14 protein-coding genes are annotated in these 17080 nt (G+C 43.3%); 4 read left to right on the top strand and 10 right to left on the bottom strand.

Annotated elements, in window-relative coordinates; translation table 11 throughout:
- Positions 1 to 22: 22 nt before the first annotated feature.
- The gene (locus BW976_RS26795; RefSeq protein WP_084192369.1) at positions 23 to 1393 is read right to left on the bottom strand and encodes a TolC family protein; all 1371 of its coding nucleotides are present in this window, start codon (positions 1391 to 1393) and stop codon (positions 23 to 25) included.
- Between the two features lie 73 nt (positions 1394 to 1466).
- Entirely contained in the window at positions 1467 to 2111 is a 645-nt protein-coding gene (locus BW976_RS26800) for a TetR/AcrR family transcriptional regulator (protein WP_076378402.1), read from the bottom strand.
- A 250-nt stretch (positions 2112 to 2361) separates the two neighbouring features.
- On the opposite strand from BW976_RS26800, the gene BW976_RS26805 reads away from it, so the two are divergent.
- From BW976_RS26805 to BW976_RS26815, 3 genes are all read left to right on the top strand, one after another.
- The gene (locus BW976_RS26805) at positions 2362 to 4827 is read left to right on the top strand and encodes a PIG-L family deacetylase (RefSeq protein ID WP_076378504.1); all 2466 of its coding nucleotides are present in this window, start codon (positions 2362 to 2364) and stop codon (positions 4825 to 4827) included.
- Positions 4828 to 5026: 199 nt separating this feature from the next.
- Positions 5027 to 5218 carry a hypothetical protein gene (locus BW976_RS26810; protein WP_076378404.1) on the top strand — a complete coding sequence of 64 codons (192 nt, stop codon included), beginning with the start codon at positions 5027 to 5029 and terminating at the stop codon, positions 5216 to 5218.
- Positions 5219 to 5326: 108 nt separating this feature from the next.
- Positions 5327 to 7036 carry a sodium:solute symporter family protein gene (locus tag BW976_RS26815; protein WP_076378406.1) on the top strand — a complete coding sequence of 570 codons (1710 nt, stop codon included), beginning with the start codon at positions 5327 to 5329 and terminating at the stop codon, positions 7034 to 7036.
- A 26-nt stretch (positions 7037 to 7062) separates the two neighbouring features.
- On the opposite strand, the gene BW976_RS26820 is transcribed toward BW976_RS26815, so the two are convergent.
- Entirely contained in the window at positions 7063 to 7914 is an 852-nt protein-coding gene (locus BW976_RS26820; protein WP_076378408.1) for a DUF2911 domain-containing protein, read from the bottom strand.
- Between the two features lie 237 nt (positions 7915 to 8151).
- On the opposite strand from BW976_RS26820, the gene BW976_RS26825 reads away from it, so the two are divergent.
- Positions 8152 to 9339, top strand: a complete 1188-nt coding sequence (locus BW976_RS26825; RefSeq protein WP_076378410.1) for a class I SAM-dependent rRNA methyltransferase — start codon at positions 8152 to 8154, stop codon at positions 9337 to 9339.
- A gap of 177 nt (positions 9340 to 9516) precedes the next feature.
- Here BW976_RS26825 and BW976_RS26830 read toward each other — a convergent pair whose 3' ends face one another.
- The 7 genes from BW976_RS26830 to BW976_RS26860 form a co-directional block, all read right to left on the bottom strand.
- Positions 9517 to 10275 (bottom strand): TerC family protein, encoded by a 759-nt coding sequence (locus BW976_RS26830; protein WP_076378412.1) that lies wholly within the window; start codon positions 10273 to 10275, stop codon positions 9517 to 9519.
- A gap of 85 nt (positions 10276 to 10360) precedes the next feature.
- Positions 10361 to 11740, bottom strand: a complete 1380-nt coding sequence (locus tag BW976_RS26835; RefSeq protein WP_139332438.1) for a DUF4097 family beta strand repeat-containing protein — start codon at positions 11738 to 11740, stop codon at positions 10361 to 10363.
- Positions 11721 to 12287 carry a hypothetical protein gene (locus tag BW976_RS26840; protein WP_076378416.1) on the bottom strand — a complete coding sequence of 189 codons (567 nt, stop codon included), beginning with the start codon at positions 12285 to 12287 and terminating at the stop codon, positions 11721 to 11723. The genes BW976_RS26835 and BW976_RS26840 overlap by 20 nt, the downstream gene beginning before the upstream one ends.
- A complete protein-coding gene (locus BW976_RS26845) occupies positions 12284 to 12844 on the bottom strand; it encodes an RNA polymerase sigma factor (protein ID WP_076378418.1) in 561 nt (186 codons plus the stop codon). Before BW976_RS26845 ends, BW976_RS26840 begins: the two co-directional genes overlap by 4 nt.
- Positions 12845 to 13078: 234 nt before the next feature.
- Positions 13079 to 13606 (bottom strand): AAA family ATPase, encoded by a 528-nt coding sequence (locus BW976_RS26850; protein WP_076378420.1) that lies wholly within the window; start codon positions 13604 to 13606, stop codon positions 13079 to 13081.
- Positions 13607 to 13763: 157 nt separating this feature from the next.
- Complete coding sequence (locus BW976_RS26855; protein WP_076378422.1) at positions 13764 to 15059, bottom strand: M20/M25/M40 family metallo-hydrolase; 1296 nt, start codon at positions 15057 to 15059, stop codon at positions 13764 to 13766.
- A gap of 144 nt (positions 15060 to 15203) precedes the next feature.
- Positions 15204 to 17072: a M61 family metallopeptidase gene (locus BW976_RS26860; RefSeq protein ID WP_076378424.1), complete on the bottom strand. Its 1869-nt coding sequence runs from the start codon at positions 17070 to 17072 to the stop codon at positions 15204 to 15206.
- Between the last annotated feature and the right edge of the window lie 8 nt (positions 17073 to 17080).

Genomic DNA, 17080 nt, shown 5'->3' on the forward strand with positions numbered 1-17080 from the left:
TATAGTATTGATTGGTTTAGTATTATTGTTTGTTAATTTTTCCAGTTGATTTTAATAGGGTATAGTAAGCCAAACCTGCATCGGCTTTAGCCAGTTCCAGGTTGATCTGGGCCTGATAAAGCAATGTTTCGGCATCGGCACGGTCTGTGGCTGATGATATATTGCTCTTATATTTCGATTCCAATATTTTATTGTTTTCACCGGCCTGCTCAATGGCTACCTGTAAAAGCTTGATCTTATCCAAAGCCGAAGTATAGTTTTGGTAATCCTGGTTCACTTCGTTTTTAATACGGTCAACCGAAATACTTTTATTAATAACAGTTTGTTCGCGCTCTATCTTAGCTTCGGTAACCTTGTTTTTGTTACTCCATAATGAGCTAAAGTTCCATGACAGGGTTAAGCCACCTGTTAGCGGTGTAATATAGTTGCCGCTTTTAGGGATAGGGTTGATATTGGCATCTACGTAATAACCTGCAACTGATGCTGCCAATGTAGGCAAAGTATTAGCTCTGATACTTTTAATGTTTGTTTCAGATACTTTGGTACGCAGGTCAAATTGCTGTAGTTCAGCCCTGTTGGTCATGGCTGTATCCAGGTAGTTGCCTAATGGAGCAATCTGCCTGTCGGCTTCAGTGATCTGAGCAATGTTAAGCTGGGTTCCTTCGGGTAATCCTAACAATACATTCAAGCTGTAGTTAACAATGCGGCGATTGGTTTCCAGATCGATGCCGTTCAACTCAATATTTGATCTTTGTAATTGGAAACGCAGCACATCATTTTTAGTTACCAGCCCCTGGTCAAAAAAACGTTGTGCTTGTTTGATTTGTGCATCAACGGTGGTTAAGTTTTGAGCAACTACCTTTTTGCTTTGTAATACTTTGTACAAACTGTAGTATGCGGTGATAATGTCATAAGTGATCTGATCTTTATCATTCACCACATCCAAACGGGCAACCTGGGTCAACAGGTCGGTTGATTGACGGGCGTACTTAAGCTTGCCACCTTCAAAAATAGTTTGATTTAAGGTCAATATACCCAGGTACGCATCAGCCCGGTTGGGTAAACTAAAGCTTTCCGGACCTAAAGCCAGCCTGTTAGCCGGAATTTCGGCATGGGTATAGCCATAGCTTATTTTACCGGTTGGTAATGATTGGTCTTTAGCCTGGTTGTATTCAGAAATAGCCTGGTCAATTTTTGATTGCGAAAGCTTTAGAGTCTTGCTGTTATCCAGACCAAGTTTTATAGCCTCATCCAGGGTAATGGTTCTGTCCTGCGCATTTGCGGTTCCCACAAATAGCGAAGCCGTTATTACAAACGTAATAGCATACAGGCAGAAGGGATGCACTGCATTAAACAGTGATAGGTGTTTGGGTTTTTTATTTAGAGTTGTCATTTTCATTAGAGCAATTTGTTTTTAAAGGTAATGAAGCTATCATGAGCCGTTTTATACATTCAGTTGGTGAGCTTTAGCTCATGATGGTTTCATTAACTAAATACGCTTTTAAAAGGTTTTTTAAATATGTTTTGATACGGGGCTTAAATTGTTCCTCCAACACTTTTTCGTCCTGTATATCAATACCCAACATGGTTGATGACATCAGCGGGGTATTCATAATGAAGTTTTTGGTTCCATAAAGCGTAGCCACTACCATTTGCATGTCGGTATCTTTACGAAATTCTCCATTGTCAATTCCTTCCTGCATTATTCGGAACAACTCGGATACGCTTTTCATCAGTATGTTGCGTATCTTTTCGGCAAGCTCTGTGCGGCGGTTCATGGTCAATTCCTGATAAAGCAATTTCTGAAAACAGTTGTTGTTTACTACCCGGTCGCCATAAATCTCGATATATGATTCTATTTTTCCCCAGGAGCTGATGCTTTCGTCGTTGCCTAAAATTTGCAGTATGTTTTGAAAATAGGTGATCTTACGTTCAATAACTGCAAGGAATAAGCCTTCTTTTGAACCGAAATAATAATTGAGCATGGCCATGTTCACACCGGCTTCGCCCGAGATCATGCGGGTGGAAGCGCCGTCAAAACCCATCTCTGAAAACACGCGCTCGGCGACGTCCAGGATATGGTCTTTTTTATCTATCTTATCTTTGTCCATTTCTTTTAACGGTACAAAATTAATCAAACGATTGATTAAAGCATAGCGATCCAGGGCAAAAAGCTAATCAACTGATTAAGATTACTCATGAATGACAGATTTGTTTTACTAATCAGCTGAAATTTTAGGTTATTGCAGCCATTATGGTTGTCTGTTATTCTTTTGAAATATAGGGCATTCCATATTGATGCAATGTTATATTATTGACATAAAGATAATAAATTTCCATCTTTCAAATATATTTGCCAGCATGAAGCGGATAAACCTCATAGCCATCTTTTTATACCTTTCCTCCATCGTGTCGGCACAAACTTCGCCACCGGCCGATCTGGGCGCTATACAGCAAAATTTTAAAAAGCTCAATACACTGGGCAGCGTGCTGTATATAGCCGCTCATCCCGATGATGAGAACACCCGTTTGCTGGCTTACCTGGCGCAGGAAAAACATTACCGTACCGGTTATCTTTCCTGTACAAGGGGTGATGGCGGGCAAAATCTCATTGGAAATGAACAAAGTGAACTTTTGGGATTGATACGCACGCAGGAATTGCTGGCTGCCCGCCGTATTGATGGCGCCGAACAGTTTTTTACCCGTGCCAATGATTTTGGGTTTTCAAAGGGTCCCGAAGAAACCCTGAGAATATGGGACAAGGAAAAAGTACTGGGCGATATGGTTTGGGTGATCCGCAAATTCAGGCCCGATGTAATGATCTGCCGCTTCCCTACCACCGGCGAAGGCGGCCATGGTCACCACACCGCATCGGCCATACTGGCACAGGAAGCATTTACAGCAGCAGCCGATCCTAAACGTTATCCCGAACAGTTAAAGTATGTACAACCCTGGCAGGCCAAACGCCTGTTATGGAACACCTTTAGTTTTGGCAGTGTAAATACTACCGCGGCCGATCAGTTTAAAATTAATGTAGGTGTTTATAACCCGATTTTAGGAAAAGGTTACGGCGAAATTGCTGCCGAAAGCCGTAGCAACCATAAAACGCAAGGCTTCGGCTCGGCTAAACAACGTGGCGAGTTTTACGAATATTTTAAGACCATTTTAGGCGATGCTCCGCAAAACGACCTGATGGATGGTGTTAATACTACCTGGAAAAGGGTAAAAGACGGTGAATCCATCGGCGCGGGTATAGGCATTGTTAACCGTGATTTTAATCCGGAAGCCCCGGAAAAATCAGTTCCCGCTTTAGTGCAATTGCTGGGCAAGGTTGAAAAGATATCAGATATGTACTGGCGCACCCAAAAAACAAAAGAACTGAGCGAGCTGATAGCCGCCTGTTCGGGCTTGTGGTTTGAGGCTTATGCCACAGAGCCAACTTATGCCCTTGGCGATAAGATACAGGTACGGGCCCAGGTGGTTGACCGCTATAGCGCCAGGGTAAAAATCAATAGCATCACTTTTCAAAATAATGTATCCAATCTGAACAGCCAGGTGATTCCGGCCAATCAACAGCAATCGTTTGAGCAAACCGGTATTGCCGATAAACTCACGCAACCTTACTGGCTGGAAACCCAGCACAGTATAGGCGCCTATAATTTACCAGATGAAACCCTGGCCGGCAATCCCGAAAATCCCGACCTGCCCAAAGTTGATTTTGAATTTATTATTGAAGGCAAGCCGGTTCACTTTGAACGCAGGCTGTTGTATAAATATGTAGACCCGGTGAGGGGCGAGGTATATCAGCCGCTGGAAATTACGCCGCCGGTTACCGCCAATATCGAAAATCAGGACTATATTTTTAATTCGCTGCAGGAACAGGTGGTGCAAGTAAAATTAAAAAGCTTTACTGCCGCCACCGGCGACATCAGTTTAAAACCTATTGCCGGCTGGAAGATCGACCCCAAAAAAATTGAGTTTGCTGGGAAAAATAAGAATGACGAGTGGACTGTGTCTTTTACTGTTGCACCAACTGATAATAGACCCCGGATCAATAATTTAGAGGCTGTCGTAACGGTAAACGGAAAAACCTTTTCGCTGGCCTTACGCCGTATCCGGTATGATCATGTGCCAGCCATTACGCTTTTTCCGCAAGCTGAAACCAAACTAGTGAATCTCGACTTGAAAATCGCCGGTAAAAAATTAGCTTATATTGCCGGAGCGGGTGATTTGATGCCCGAAGCATTACGCCAGGTGGGCTATGATGTTCACCTGATTTCGGAGAGCGAGATCATGAACACCGATCTTTCTGTATACGATGCCATCATTACCGGGGTACGTGCCTATAATGTGAACGACCGCCTGGCCTATGAGCAAAGCCGCCTGATGGATTATGTTAAAAATGGGGGTAATTTATTGGTACAATACAATAACAACGCGGGCCTGGTTGTGAAACAGATAGGTCCTTACCCTTTCCGGGTAGTAAACCAAAGGGTTACCGACGAGGATGCAGAAGTAACCATACTGGACAAGCAAAACCCAGTGCTTAACTATCCAAATAAAATTACGCAGAACGATTTTAAAGGCTGGATACAGGAACGGGGCTTATATTTTGTAAGCGACATTGACCCGCAATACAAGGCCGTTTTACAAATGAACGATAAAGGCGAACAACCCAATAACGGATCGTTAATAGTTGGCGATTACGGTAAAGGGCGTTTCGTATATACTTCACTGGCATTCTTCAGGGAATTACCTGCCGGTGTGCCGGGTGCTTATCGCTTGTTTGTGAACTTGTTAAGTAAACCTAAAGGGCAATCGTTGTAAAGGAAAAGGGATGTCACCCTGAGCTCGTCGAAGGGCGCGCGGAGAGGCCTGCCCACCATGTTTCGACAAGCTCAGCATGACAGCTTGCTCTTTTTTAGGAGATGGGGGGTAAAACCTGCTAAACCTTTTATACTGAAATAAAATATTGGTAAAAATCAATTAATCATCTATTTTTGCAAACGTTATAATTAACAGTAATATGAAACATCACGAAGAAGAAGAAAAAAGCCTTGATTTTGTATTTTATCTTGTTGGCTTAGTTTCTGGGCTTTTTATAGGAGCAATAATTGATAAAGGATTTACCTGGATAGCCGTTGGTGGTGTTTTAGGCTTATTAACCGCCGGTTTCTTTGTAACTGTATTGGTTAAAGGCCGTGGTGAAAAGGCCTGATCCTGATCTGCCCTCATTTCTAAAAAATTGGAACCAGTTTTACGGCATTGTAGTCGCATGGCTGGTTTTTTTAATTTTAGTATTTTGGCTCATTACAAAGTCTTTTGAATGAGTTTACCCGATTGGATAGTTTTAGGCTTAACACTTTTTGCCATAGTGCTTTATGGCGTGTGGAAAAGCGGCAGCAATAAAAATATCGATCAGTTTTTAATGGGCAACCGCTCGTTGCCCTGGTATCACGTCGGGTTTTCGGTTATGGCTACTCAAGCCAGTGCCATTACTTTTCTTTCGGCACCCGGACAGGCCTATTCCGATGGGATGCGCTTTGTACAGTTTTATTTCGGACTGCCACTGGCCATGATTGTGCTCTGCGTAACTTTTGTGCCTATATTTCATCGCCTTAAAGTTTACACCGCCTACGAATTCCTGGAGCAACGCTTTGATCTGAAAACCCGCGCGCTCACCTCATTTCTTTTTCTGGTGTTACGCAGCCTGTCAACCGGGGTAGCCATTTATGCGCCGGCCATTATTTTATCAACCATACTCAATATCAATACGGTTTATACCACCCTGTTTATAGGTGGATTGGTGATATTTTACACCGTTTATGGCGGCAGTAAAGCAGTATCATACACACAGTTGCTGCAAATGAGTATCATATTTGCCGGCATGTTCCTGGCTGGCATATTGGTGGTTAATCTATTGCCATCCGGCGTGGGGTTTACACACGCCTTGAAAATGGCGGGTAAGCTTGGCCACATGAATGTGATAGACTGGAAGTTTGACTGGAGTAACCGATACACCGTGTGGAGCGGCCTCATAGGGGGCTTCTTTTTGCAGTTATCCTATTTCGGTACAGATCAAAGCCAGGTTGGGCGTTATTTAACGGGCAGTTCGATAGGGCAAAGCAGGTTGGGCCTTATTATGAATGGCCTCATCAAAATACCCATGCAGTTCCTCATCCTGCTGATTGGCATACTGGTTTTTAGCTTTTACCAATTTAACAGGCCGCCCATGTTCTTTAATAATTACGAGGTAGCTAAAGTAAAGCAAAGTAGTTATGCTACCCAATACAATTACCTCGATCAGCAATACACCCAGGCTTTTGAACAACGGAAAGCAAAAGCCAATGACCTGATAAAAGCCCTTGACAGCAAAAATGAGGATCAGATAGATCATGCAAAAGACGCTTTAAAAGTAGCGGATGTTCAATCGCACATCATCAGGCAGGATGCTATCGCGCTCATGAAAAAGAACAATGCAAGCGCCGATGAAAATGATACTAATTATGTATTTCTGACCTTTGTTAAGCAGTACTTACCTCAGGGACTGGTGGGGCTGCTGATAGCCATTATATTTTTGGCCTCCATGGGCTCAACAGCAAGCGCCCTTAATTCATTGGCTTCAACCACCGTGATTGATATTTACAAACGCACCATTAATAAGGATGCATCTGATGAAAACTATTTGCTGGTATCCCGTATGGCAACCGTGTTTTGGGGAGTAGTATGTGTAATTATGGCTTTGTATGCCGGCAAGCTGGGTAATTTATTGGAGGCCGTAAATCAGCTGGGTTCTTATATATACGGAACCGTATTAGGCGTGTTTGTAGTTGCTTTTTACATGAAACGAATAAGCGGGACTCCGGTGTTTATTGCCGCCATTATTAGTGAGGGCATCATATTATATTTAGGCCTGAGCAAAACGGTTGCTTATTTGTGGCTTAATCCTATCGGATGCTTTTTAGTGATGATTATAGCTTACTCGATCAATAAATTTATACCACAAAAAAGCCCGGCAATTGAACCGGGCCTGTAATGTTTTTATGCTTTGTTGCCTGATATTTACTCTTTGGCGTGATTAAGCGCTTCCAGGTTTAAGCGCAGGTATTCATCATCATTACTTTGTTTGGAAAGCTCAATGCCGGCCTCAGCGGCAGCTATGGCGCCCGGTTTATCGCCTTTTTTTAACAACAGGTGCGATTCCCACAATTTAAACCAAGGGCTTTTAGGAGATGATTTCTCTGCCTCGGCTACCCAGCCTAAAGCTTTGTCAATATCTTTACCGTTTTCATAATACCACTGGATGGCATTAAGATAGTAAGGCTTGCGGTCGCCCTTCATCAACTCATCAATATTTGCCATGATCTTGGCATCGTCTGTTGCTTCTATATGTGCCATAACTGCGGTATGGTCCCAAACCAGATACAAATCTGTTGACCGGGTTGTTGAGTTAGAAAAAGCTATGGTAAAGGTTTCCCGCTTTTCAGTTACCCTTTTAGGTTTAACGGTGAACCGTAAAAGGTCATCGGCTTGTTTATAGCTATAAGCCCCCCATTGTTTAACCGTTTTGTTAAGTATAATGGTCCAATCGGTTCTGTCCGGAATACTGAAAAGCGAATAAGTACCAGCCGGTACCGGATTGCCTTCAATAATAACGTTTTCTGTAAAAGTAATGGTAGTGGCGGAATTAGCGCCTGTTCGCCATACTTCACCAAAAGGGTTTATACCACCAAACATTCTGCGTCCCTTAACATTTGGTCTCGAATAAGTAATAATGATTTTACCCAGGCCAAAATCCTGAGTAATGGTTTGCGTTGTGCTGTTCTCAGGAATGCGGGGTATTCCTTGTGCATTGCTTTTATAGCAGAGGCATGCCAATAGCATGGTAGCTAAAAATAAGTAAGTCTTTCTCATGTTATGTTTTCGATACTAAGATACCAAATGTTTTGAATCGGTAAATATTGTATTGGAGTAATAAATTTTATGAAAGTTTAATATGGGGAGTGAAGTAGTGAGTGGTGAATAGTGAGGAGTTAATAGAGGGGGAATGGTGAGTGGTCAGAAAGTACACTTATGATAGGGTCTCCTACTATTATTCACTACTCCCCACTCACCATTCACTATCTCCCCATTTGTATTACCTTTGCGGTTATGATTGATGTGTTATTAAACAAGGGTAAAGAGAAAGCTGTTTTACAAAAGCATCCCTGGGTATTTTCTGGAGCTGTTGAAAAAGTAAAAGGTAAACCTGCCAATGGCGATGTGGTACGGCTGCTTAATGCAAAAGGCGATTTTATGGCCTATGGTTTTTATAACGATCAATCGAGGGTTGCCCTGCGCCTTTTGGAATGGGAAGAAGCCATTGAAATTAATGACGAGTGGTTTCGCCGCAAATTGGCCACTGCCATTAAAAGCCGTACTCATGTATTAGCTAACGGAACCAATACCTGTCGCCTGGTTTTTAGCGAGGCTGATTATTTGCCCGGTTTAATTGTTGATAAGTATGCCGGTCACCTGGCCGTTCAGGTGCTTACTTCGGGTATGGAGCGGGTAATGCCGGTTATTATTGATGAGTTGCAAAAGCTGCTGAACCCCGAAAGTATATCAGACAAAAGTGATAACTCCTCACGGGCTCACGAAGGTTTGGCCGAGGCAGAAAATAAAGTGCTTTTTGGTAACCCACCGCCAGAGATTGTAGAAGTGCTGGAAAATAATATTGTTTACGGCATCAATATCACCGAAGGCCAAAAATCCGGCTTTTATTGCGACCAGCGCGATAACCGTCATATAGTAGCCAATTATGCCAAAGGGAAAAAAGTGCTGGATTGTTTTTGCTATACCGGGGGCTTTACGCTCAATAGCTTAAAAAATGGTGCCGCATCGGTAACCAGTGTGGATAGTTCGGCATTGGCCATTGAAACTTTGAAAGAAAATATCCTGCTGAACAAATTAGATGCGGATAAACATACGGCCATAAAATCAGATGTGAATGTGCAGCTGCGTAAATTCAGGGATGATGGCGAAAAGTTTGATGTTATTGTACTCGATCCACCTAAATACGCTCCATCGCGCTCAGCGCTAACCCGTGCTTCCAGGGCTTATAAAGATCTGAACCGTTTAGGTATGCTGCTTTTGAACGAAGGTGGACTATTGGCTACCTATTCCTGCTCTGGTGCTATGGATATGGAAAGCTTTAAACAGGTAATTGCCTGGGCCGCGCTCGACGCTGGTAAGCAAGTGCAATTCATTTACCAGTTCCATCAGCCCGAAGATCACCCGGTAAGAGCCTCCTTCCCCGAAGGAGAGTATCTGAAAGGGTTGTTGTGCAGGGTATTTTGATTTAAAGTCAAGAATCAAGAGCCAAGAAGCAAGATTGGATAAGTAGTAATAATAGATATGTCATTGCGAGGCACGAAGCAATCGCGTAGTTATTCTTATTAGTGAGAACGCGAGGAGATTGCTTCGTCATAACTCCCCGCAATGACATAATTAGTGTAGCTTCTTGATTCCTGACTCTTATTTCTGGACTCTCTTAACAGCTTTTGCTTTCATTTTTAAATTCAACATTTCTACCAATACCGAAAAGGCCATGGCGAAGTAGATATAGCCCTTAGGAATATGTTGTTCAAAGGCCTCGGCCAGAAGCGAAACACCTATCAGTAACAGGAACGATAGCGCCAGCATTTTTACCGTAGGGTGCTTGTTAACAAAGCCGGCTACCCCGTTTGACGCCCACATCATAATACCTACGGCTATCACAACCGCCAGTATCATGATCTCTACGTGGCTGGCCATACCTACCGCGGTAATCACAGAATCGAGCGAGAAAACAATATCCAGCAGCATGATCTGAATAATGGTACCCCAGAAGCTGTGCCGTTTTACATTTTCCGTATTTTCTTCCTCGCCTTCAATTTTATGGTGTATCTCGGCGGTACTTTTATAAATCAGGAATAAACCGCCAATGATCAGGATTAAATCGCGGCCCGATATGGCCAGCTTTTCCGCCCAGTCGGCATCGGTTATATTAAAAACGTGAGCCAGGTTAAACAATGGGGCGGTAAGTGTCATGACCCAGCTAATGGACAGCAAAAGCAACACCCGGGTGATCATGGCCATGCCTAAACCGATCCTGCGACCTTTGGCCTGCTGGTTTGCCGGGAGCTTATCTGATAAAATGGAGATGAATATCACATTATCTATCCCCAGAACAATCTCTAATAACGTAAGGGTAATGAGCGATATCCAGGATTCGGCGTGAGCGAATATTTCCATAGCAGGGTAAATTGTTTGCCCCTAAAATAACAAAACCCCTGCCGAAAGTGGCAGAGGTTTGCGATCAATGTTAAAATATAAGGCGTTAATCAAAGCTTACGCTGCCGTAGCTGGTGTTAATAGTTATGGTTTTATCGTTGGAGCCTTTACCTAAATGGCCTTTATAGTTTTTAGTAGGGTTATAGCCGCGGTCGTTATCAGCAGGGCTTTTGCTGGTAATATTGATATCATGACCTCCATAATTAAAACTGCCATAGCGTACGGTTACATCAAAGTCGGCATTTTGCTCGTTGCTGATACCCAATTTTACACTGGAGTAGGAGGAGTTTACAGCTAAATTTTTCACGTTTTTATCAACCTCATTAATATTCAGATTGCCGCTGAATTTTACGTTGATGTTGCCCGATGTAGTGAGCCGCCCAATTTTGGCCGAGCTGTAGCTGATGTCGGCATTTAGTTTATTACACTCGCCCAGGTTTAGGCTGCCATAGGCTACATCCAGGTCGCTGCCGTTAAGGGAGCCAATGGTGGCGCTGCCATATTTAACCGTGATCTGGTTGCCGGGGTTACTTAATACCTTGGCTACCAGGCTGCCGTAAGAGTTATTGATAACCAGTTTCCCATCCAGATCGGGTAAGCTGGTAGCGCCATATTTATTACTTACGTTCAATGGGTTTCTGGATGGCATATATACGGTGTAATTCACCTCAATTTTGCGCACATTGTTACGTCGGCCACCAAATAACGACCATGAACTGCCATTGTCATCACTGTTGATATTGGTTTTAAAATAAACGCCCGAGCCATCTTTACTATCCCTGATGGTTACATTATCCAGCAGTTTTTGGGCCATGTCGTCATCATTGGCGCCTACTTTTATTTGTACATCAACCTTTACCTCACTTTTATTCCAGGTATTCACGGTTATTTTGCCGAAACGGTTATCCAGGTTGATCACATCGTTACCATCTATGGAATAGCTTTTGCTGTAGTTTTTTACTTTTTCAACACCATCATCATGTTGTGAATCATTATCGGTGTTATAGCTAAAATTGGTATCAAAATCTTTAAAGCCTAAAGCAATCTGCGGCGCTATATTATTACTGAGATCACAGGCAAGGTTCCTGGTGCTATCATTCAGCTGGTAGTTGAAGTTTTGATCGAGATGTTTAAATTGCTTGTCAAAGCCCTTCATTTTCAGGTTCATTTGTTTAAGCTGCTGCAGTTTAATATGACTTATTTGCTTTTGCAGATCCTTCATTTTAATGTGCAGATCATTCATCTTTAACTGAAAGTCCTTACTGTCCGGCGCCGTCATTTGATTTAAGGGAGCAACCGGAGGTATAGGCGGAAGCACGGGAACAGGAACCGGAGGCGCAGGAGTTTGCTGTGCAAAACTGATCGTATTAATGGCTAACAGGGCCATTAGTGCAAGTATCGACCGTTTAAATATTTTTGATTTCATCTTTTTGGTCTTTTTTCATTTGATTGTACTGCTCTATTACACTCAATTGCTGATTAAGCACCTCGGTTTGTACCTGCAAGTTCCGGATCATGGCACGTAAAACACGCTCCTGGTTAGGGCTGGTGGCTAAATCGGCATTAAGCCTTTTATAGGTAGAATCCATTTTGGCTATTTCTGCGCTAAACTCTTTATACAGTTGCGGATCGGCTTTTGAAACCGATTTTAGCTCGGTAAGTTTAGTTTCAACAAGCGATGCGTAATGCATTTGTTGTTTGGCATACTCAGGGTTTATGGCGGCCAGGTCCACGGTTTTTGCGGCTTTTTGGCTTTGGAGGTATATTCCGAAACCGATGCCCATGACAACGATTACCGATGCGGCGACCCGAAGTACGAAAGCAAGCGAAAAGGTTTTTGTTTCCAGCTTTTTTGGCAGCTCCTCCGGCATGTTGAGGCTTTGCTCAATTTTGCTCCACAAATCGGCCGATGGTTCGATCTCGTCAAACTCTTCCTTGTTGTTTTTAATGAAATCTTCAAATCGCTTGCTCATAATTCTGGTCCTTTCCTTTTTAAAATTTCCATTAATTTTCTTTTAGCTCTCAAAAACTGTGTTCTTGAGGTGTTTTCTGATATATTCAATATTTGTCCTATTTCTTCATGATCATAACCTTCCAGCAGATAAAGCGACAGCACCACGCGGTAACCATCGGGCAGTTGTTTCATGCCTTCTTTTACCAAAGCCACCTGGTACTGAACATCGTCATCATCTTCAGGCTCTTCGTCTGGTATATTTTCCAGATGGTCGCCCTCCAGTTCAATCAGCTCCAGCCTGCGCTTGCGCAACAGGTTTATAGAGCGGTTTACCACTATTTGTTTCAACCATAAACCAAACGTGGTGTCCTGTCTGAAATCCTTCAACTTGTTAAAAGCATCCAGAAAAGCTTCCTGCAAAACATCTTCAGCTTCGGCAATATTGCCCACGATCCTAAAGGCGACGTTCAACATCGCTTTAGAATACAACCGGTACAACTCGTAACTGGCCTTCTTGCTTCCCTGTTTGCACTCAACCACCAGGTTATAATGCTTATCTACATATATGGCTTCCAAATTTCTGATCAGGTTTCAGATTAAATGACGCATCATTTTTAGCAACGTTGCATCACAATGAAAAATAATTTCATGAAGTAATAATTTTTTTTTCAAATAGCCGTTTATGACCGTTGATTTTATCTGATAGCGCTGATTTCGTTGATTCGCCCAAACTATGATTTAAAGAATCATTTACATTTGGTAAGCCACCCGCAATAAGATCAAAAAATCAGCGCAATCAATGAAATCAAATCAATCAGCGGTCAAAAAATCATCAATAACTTTCACGGCGTTTTCGTAACGATTGGTATCTATACCGGATATTACCACGTAGCGGGCCTGTAAGGCAGTAAGTTCTTTGTGCCATACCGCCATAAAATGCTCACGTAGTTCGGGAAAATTACGCAGAGGATCGTCCTGCCAGGGCAGGTCGATATCTAATAGTAAATAAAAGTCGTAGGGGTGTTTGGGCAATTCATCCAGCACTTCCTGCGGCGCCTGGCCAAACATATGCTCGCTCCATATTTTTACGGTTAAAAAGGTGGTATCGCATATCAGGACATGGTTGGCTTTGGGTAATAAAGAGGCCTCCAATGCCAGCTGTCCCTGAAACATATTGATTTCGTCCTGCCAGGTGCAAGGTTCGGTAAGCGCCGCGCAATACTCCCGGGAATACTCGGGTACGGCGATAGTATGATAATGAGCGGCCAGATAATCAGACATGGTTGATTTTCCCGTTGATTCAGGCCCGACTACCGCTATTTTGGGAATGTGTTTCATGTGGAGATGTTGTTATTTCAGCGAATCGACTCACCCGATCGTCGCTGCGCTTGGTCCCCCTCTCTTCGCCTGCGGCGGAAAGAAGGGATTTAAAATATTAGTAAATTACGTCATTGCTTCGTGCCTCGCAATGACGTGTGGGAGTATAATGCTTATTTTATCTTTCCAATTTCGGCACCCTTGTAGGCGTATCCTGACCCGAAACTATAGTGCGCGAGCTCAGTGCTATGGCCCTGATGGTAGAGGTAATGTTATTAACATCCAGCGTGCTAAACTCATCTTTCACGGTATGGTACAGTTTATCAATATCTATCTGGTCGGTTGATATGGTATGTGCCGGTACGCCTTTTTCGGCCAGGGACGCGTTGTCGCTGCGGTAAAACAGGTCCTGATCCGGATACGGATCGGGGTGGAACTCAAATTTGGTTCCCTTCAGATTATTTTGCAAGATAGTGCCAAAGTTAGAACGATCAAACCCGGTAATAAAGGCCGAGTTTTGGCCAAATTTAGAAGCCTTGCCAATCATTTCGATATTAAACATGGCCACTACTTTATCCGGATCAACCTGGGTGGCAAAATACTGTGAACCGTATTCGCCAATTTCTTCGGCGGTAAAGGCTACAAAGATGAGCGTACGGGCATTGTTGTTTAATTTTTTGTAGTATTTGGCTAAAGATATCACTGCTGTAGTGCCAGATGCATCGTCATCGGCGCCGTTGGCAATGCTGTCACCTTCCATAGCTTTGATGATACCTAAATGGTCATAATGGCCCGAGAACACTACAAACTCATCGGGTTTGGTTTTACCGGGGATGATGGCGGCCACGTTGAACAAAGGCAGTTCTTCATTTTTGCTTTCATAGCTGATATCAAAGGAACTGATGTTATCAAACTTACCCAATACAAATGCCATGGATGAGGCAGTTTTACCTTTAAAACTTACATTACCTCTTAAAGTATAATCGCGGATACGTTTAAATAGGCTCAGGAATTTTGGATCAACAATCAGGAGTGTTTTTTTGCCGCTTTTTTGAGCGCTCATGTATTCCTGCCTGAAATTCTTATCAGCAGTAACATTCACCACCTGTACATCCTTGTCGCTGGCCCAGGTAAATGACTCACTGCCCGAAGCAAAAACGCTGTCGGACACCATGGCTTTACCATTAATGGCGGCGGTTATTTTTACCGGTGTTGAGCGTATCATGGTAAAATTCTGACGGTAGCCGGTATTGCCGGGCAGTGGTTTTAAGCCCGCTTGTTTATATTCACCCTCAATAAATTGAGCCGCCTTTTCAATGCCGGGGGTAAATGTTCCCCGGCCCTGCATGTCATCGGCACTCAAGGTTTTGATGATTCGGGTTACATCATCCTGATCAATCAATTTATTTACATCTTGCCCGAAGCTGTAGGTTGATACGGCTAAAAGGGCGGTTATTACTGCGATTTTTTTCATGTTTATTAAGGTTTTCTCCCTTTTGTCATTTCGAACGAGGTACGAGGAGAAATCTTTTGCGACATGCTTTTTAGTTTTGCAAATTGTATAAGATCTCTCCTCGTACCTCGTTCGAGATGACAATTGATTTATAAATTCAATATTTTATTTAACTTTTGATTGTAACCAATTGTTACGGAAAGCTTCCTGTTCTTTACTTAGCTGTTTTCCGGCTTTTTCATAAGTAACTACTTCAAAATATGGACTTTCTTCCAGCGCAATGGTAGTTTCATGGGCGCCCGTACGGTTTTTATAGTCCACGGTTATTTTGTCGCCCGGTTTTTTAGCGGCCAGTACATCAGAAAACGATTTTGGATCGGTAATGGTTTGTCCATCGGCTTTCAGGATAATATCACCAGCATCTAAGCCTGCTTTATAAACCGGCGTTCCTATAATAGTGCTCGACAGGATAGGCAAACCCTCGGCCCCGGCGGCACGCTGCTGACCTGAACGACCACGACCCGCATTTGTTGCCAGCGAGCCTGCCCATGCCTTGCCTGGCTGTATTTTGCGCAGTACCAGTCCGGCTTTGTTCAACAGCTCCTCATAATTATTTTTGTCGGTACCGTAAATGTAACGTTTAAAGAAATCGGCGGCAAACTTAGGGTTGTTAGTTACCTTGGCCAAATCGGCCTGCAGATCTGGAATGGTATATGGCTTCATCACTTTGCCCCGGTTTAACCAAACCTGGCGCATATAATCATCAAGCGTCAAATTAAACTCACCGCGCAGGCGCATATCCAGTGCCAGCGCTATAGCGCCACCGTAGGTATAATAGCTGGTAAAATCGTTAGCATTATTATTCGGGTCGATAGATACCCCGTTATCGGCAAATACCGAGTAGCGGCTCATCTGTGTGGCCGGATATTTGGCAGCGCCGGGTGTGTTCAGCACCTGGTTAACCAGGCCCGCAAGTGTACGGGTGTAATCATCAAGCGGAGTAAAACCAGCGCGGGTGAGCAGCAGATCGCCATAATACTGGGTGAAACCTTCGGCAAACCAAAGTTCGCTGCTCATGTTGGCATGCTCAAAATTAAAAGGCTCTAATGATTTCGGACGGATACGTTTTACATTCCAGCTGTGGAAGTATTCGTGCGCGAAGATATCCAATACGTTGTTTTCGTTGCCGGCAACTTTATCCAGCGGGTCAACAATACAAGTAGAATTGCGGTGTTCCATCCCATCGCCAGAGTCTGTTGGGTATACATCGGTTATGAATGTATATTCGCCATAATCGTAAGTTGGTAATTCGCCAAAAACGGCTTTTTCTTCCAGCACCAGTTTTTGTACCATTTTACCAAAGTTATCTACTGTGGCCTGGTCGTCATCTGAGTGGATGGTGACATTTATTTTTTGTTTTTTGCCGTCGGTATTGATTACATCCCAACTGGTTAGCTTGTAATTGGCCAGCTCAGTAGGGCTATCCATCATATATTGCAGGTTGGGTGCGCTGTATACGTTGGCTCCTTCGGGTTTTAATTGTGTGGATACCTTCCAGCCATATTTATCCAAATCGTTAAACTCAAACTTTACAGGTCTTTTGTCCTGACCCAATACCCAGATAAAAGCAGCGGGCATATTCAAGTGGGCATGACTAGGGTCAATGCTGGCATAGGTGCCGTCGGTCCAGTTACCAAACAGGGTATAGCTTATTTTGATATTATCGGGGTGCTGACCTACTTCATACAAGTCGCCTTCTATTTGTGTAAAAGGAATTTCTGTACCATCAATCGTGGTTACTTTAATATTATAGATGTTTTTGCCAAACTCATGTGTGGCATAGCGCCCTGCCGACGAGCGGCTCATCCGGAAATGTAAACTCGTAGGAGCCTGGGGTACGGTCATCACAATTTCGGCCTCATGATGTCCAGCGTTGGGAAAGGATATGGAATAATAAATAGGCTTTTGTTTATCCTGCGCTATGGCGGCAGTGCTTAATAAAGCTGCAACGGTAATTAGAAATATTTTTTTCATGTAAACGG

The sequence above is a fragment of the Mucilaginibacter lappiensis genome, from assembly GCF_900155965.1.
GTDB classification, from domain to species: domain Bacteria; phylum Bacteroidota; class Bacteroidia; order Sphingobacteriales; family Sphingobacteriaceae; genus Mucilaginibacter; species Mucilaginibacter lappiensis.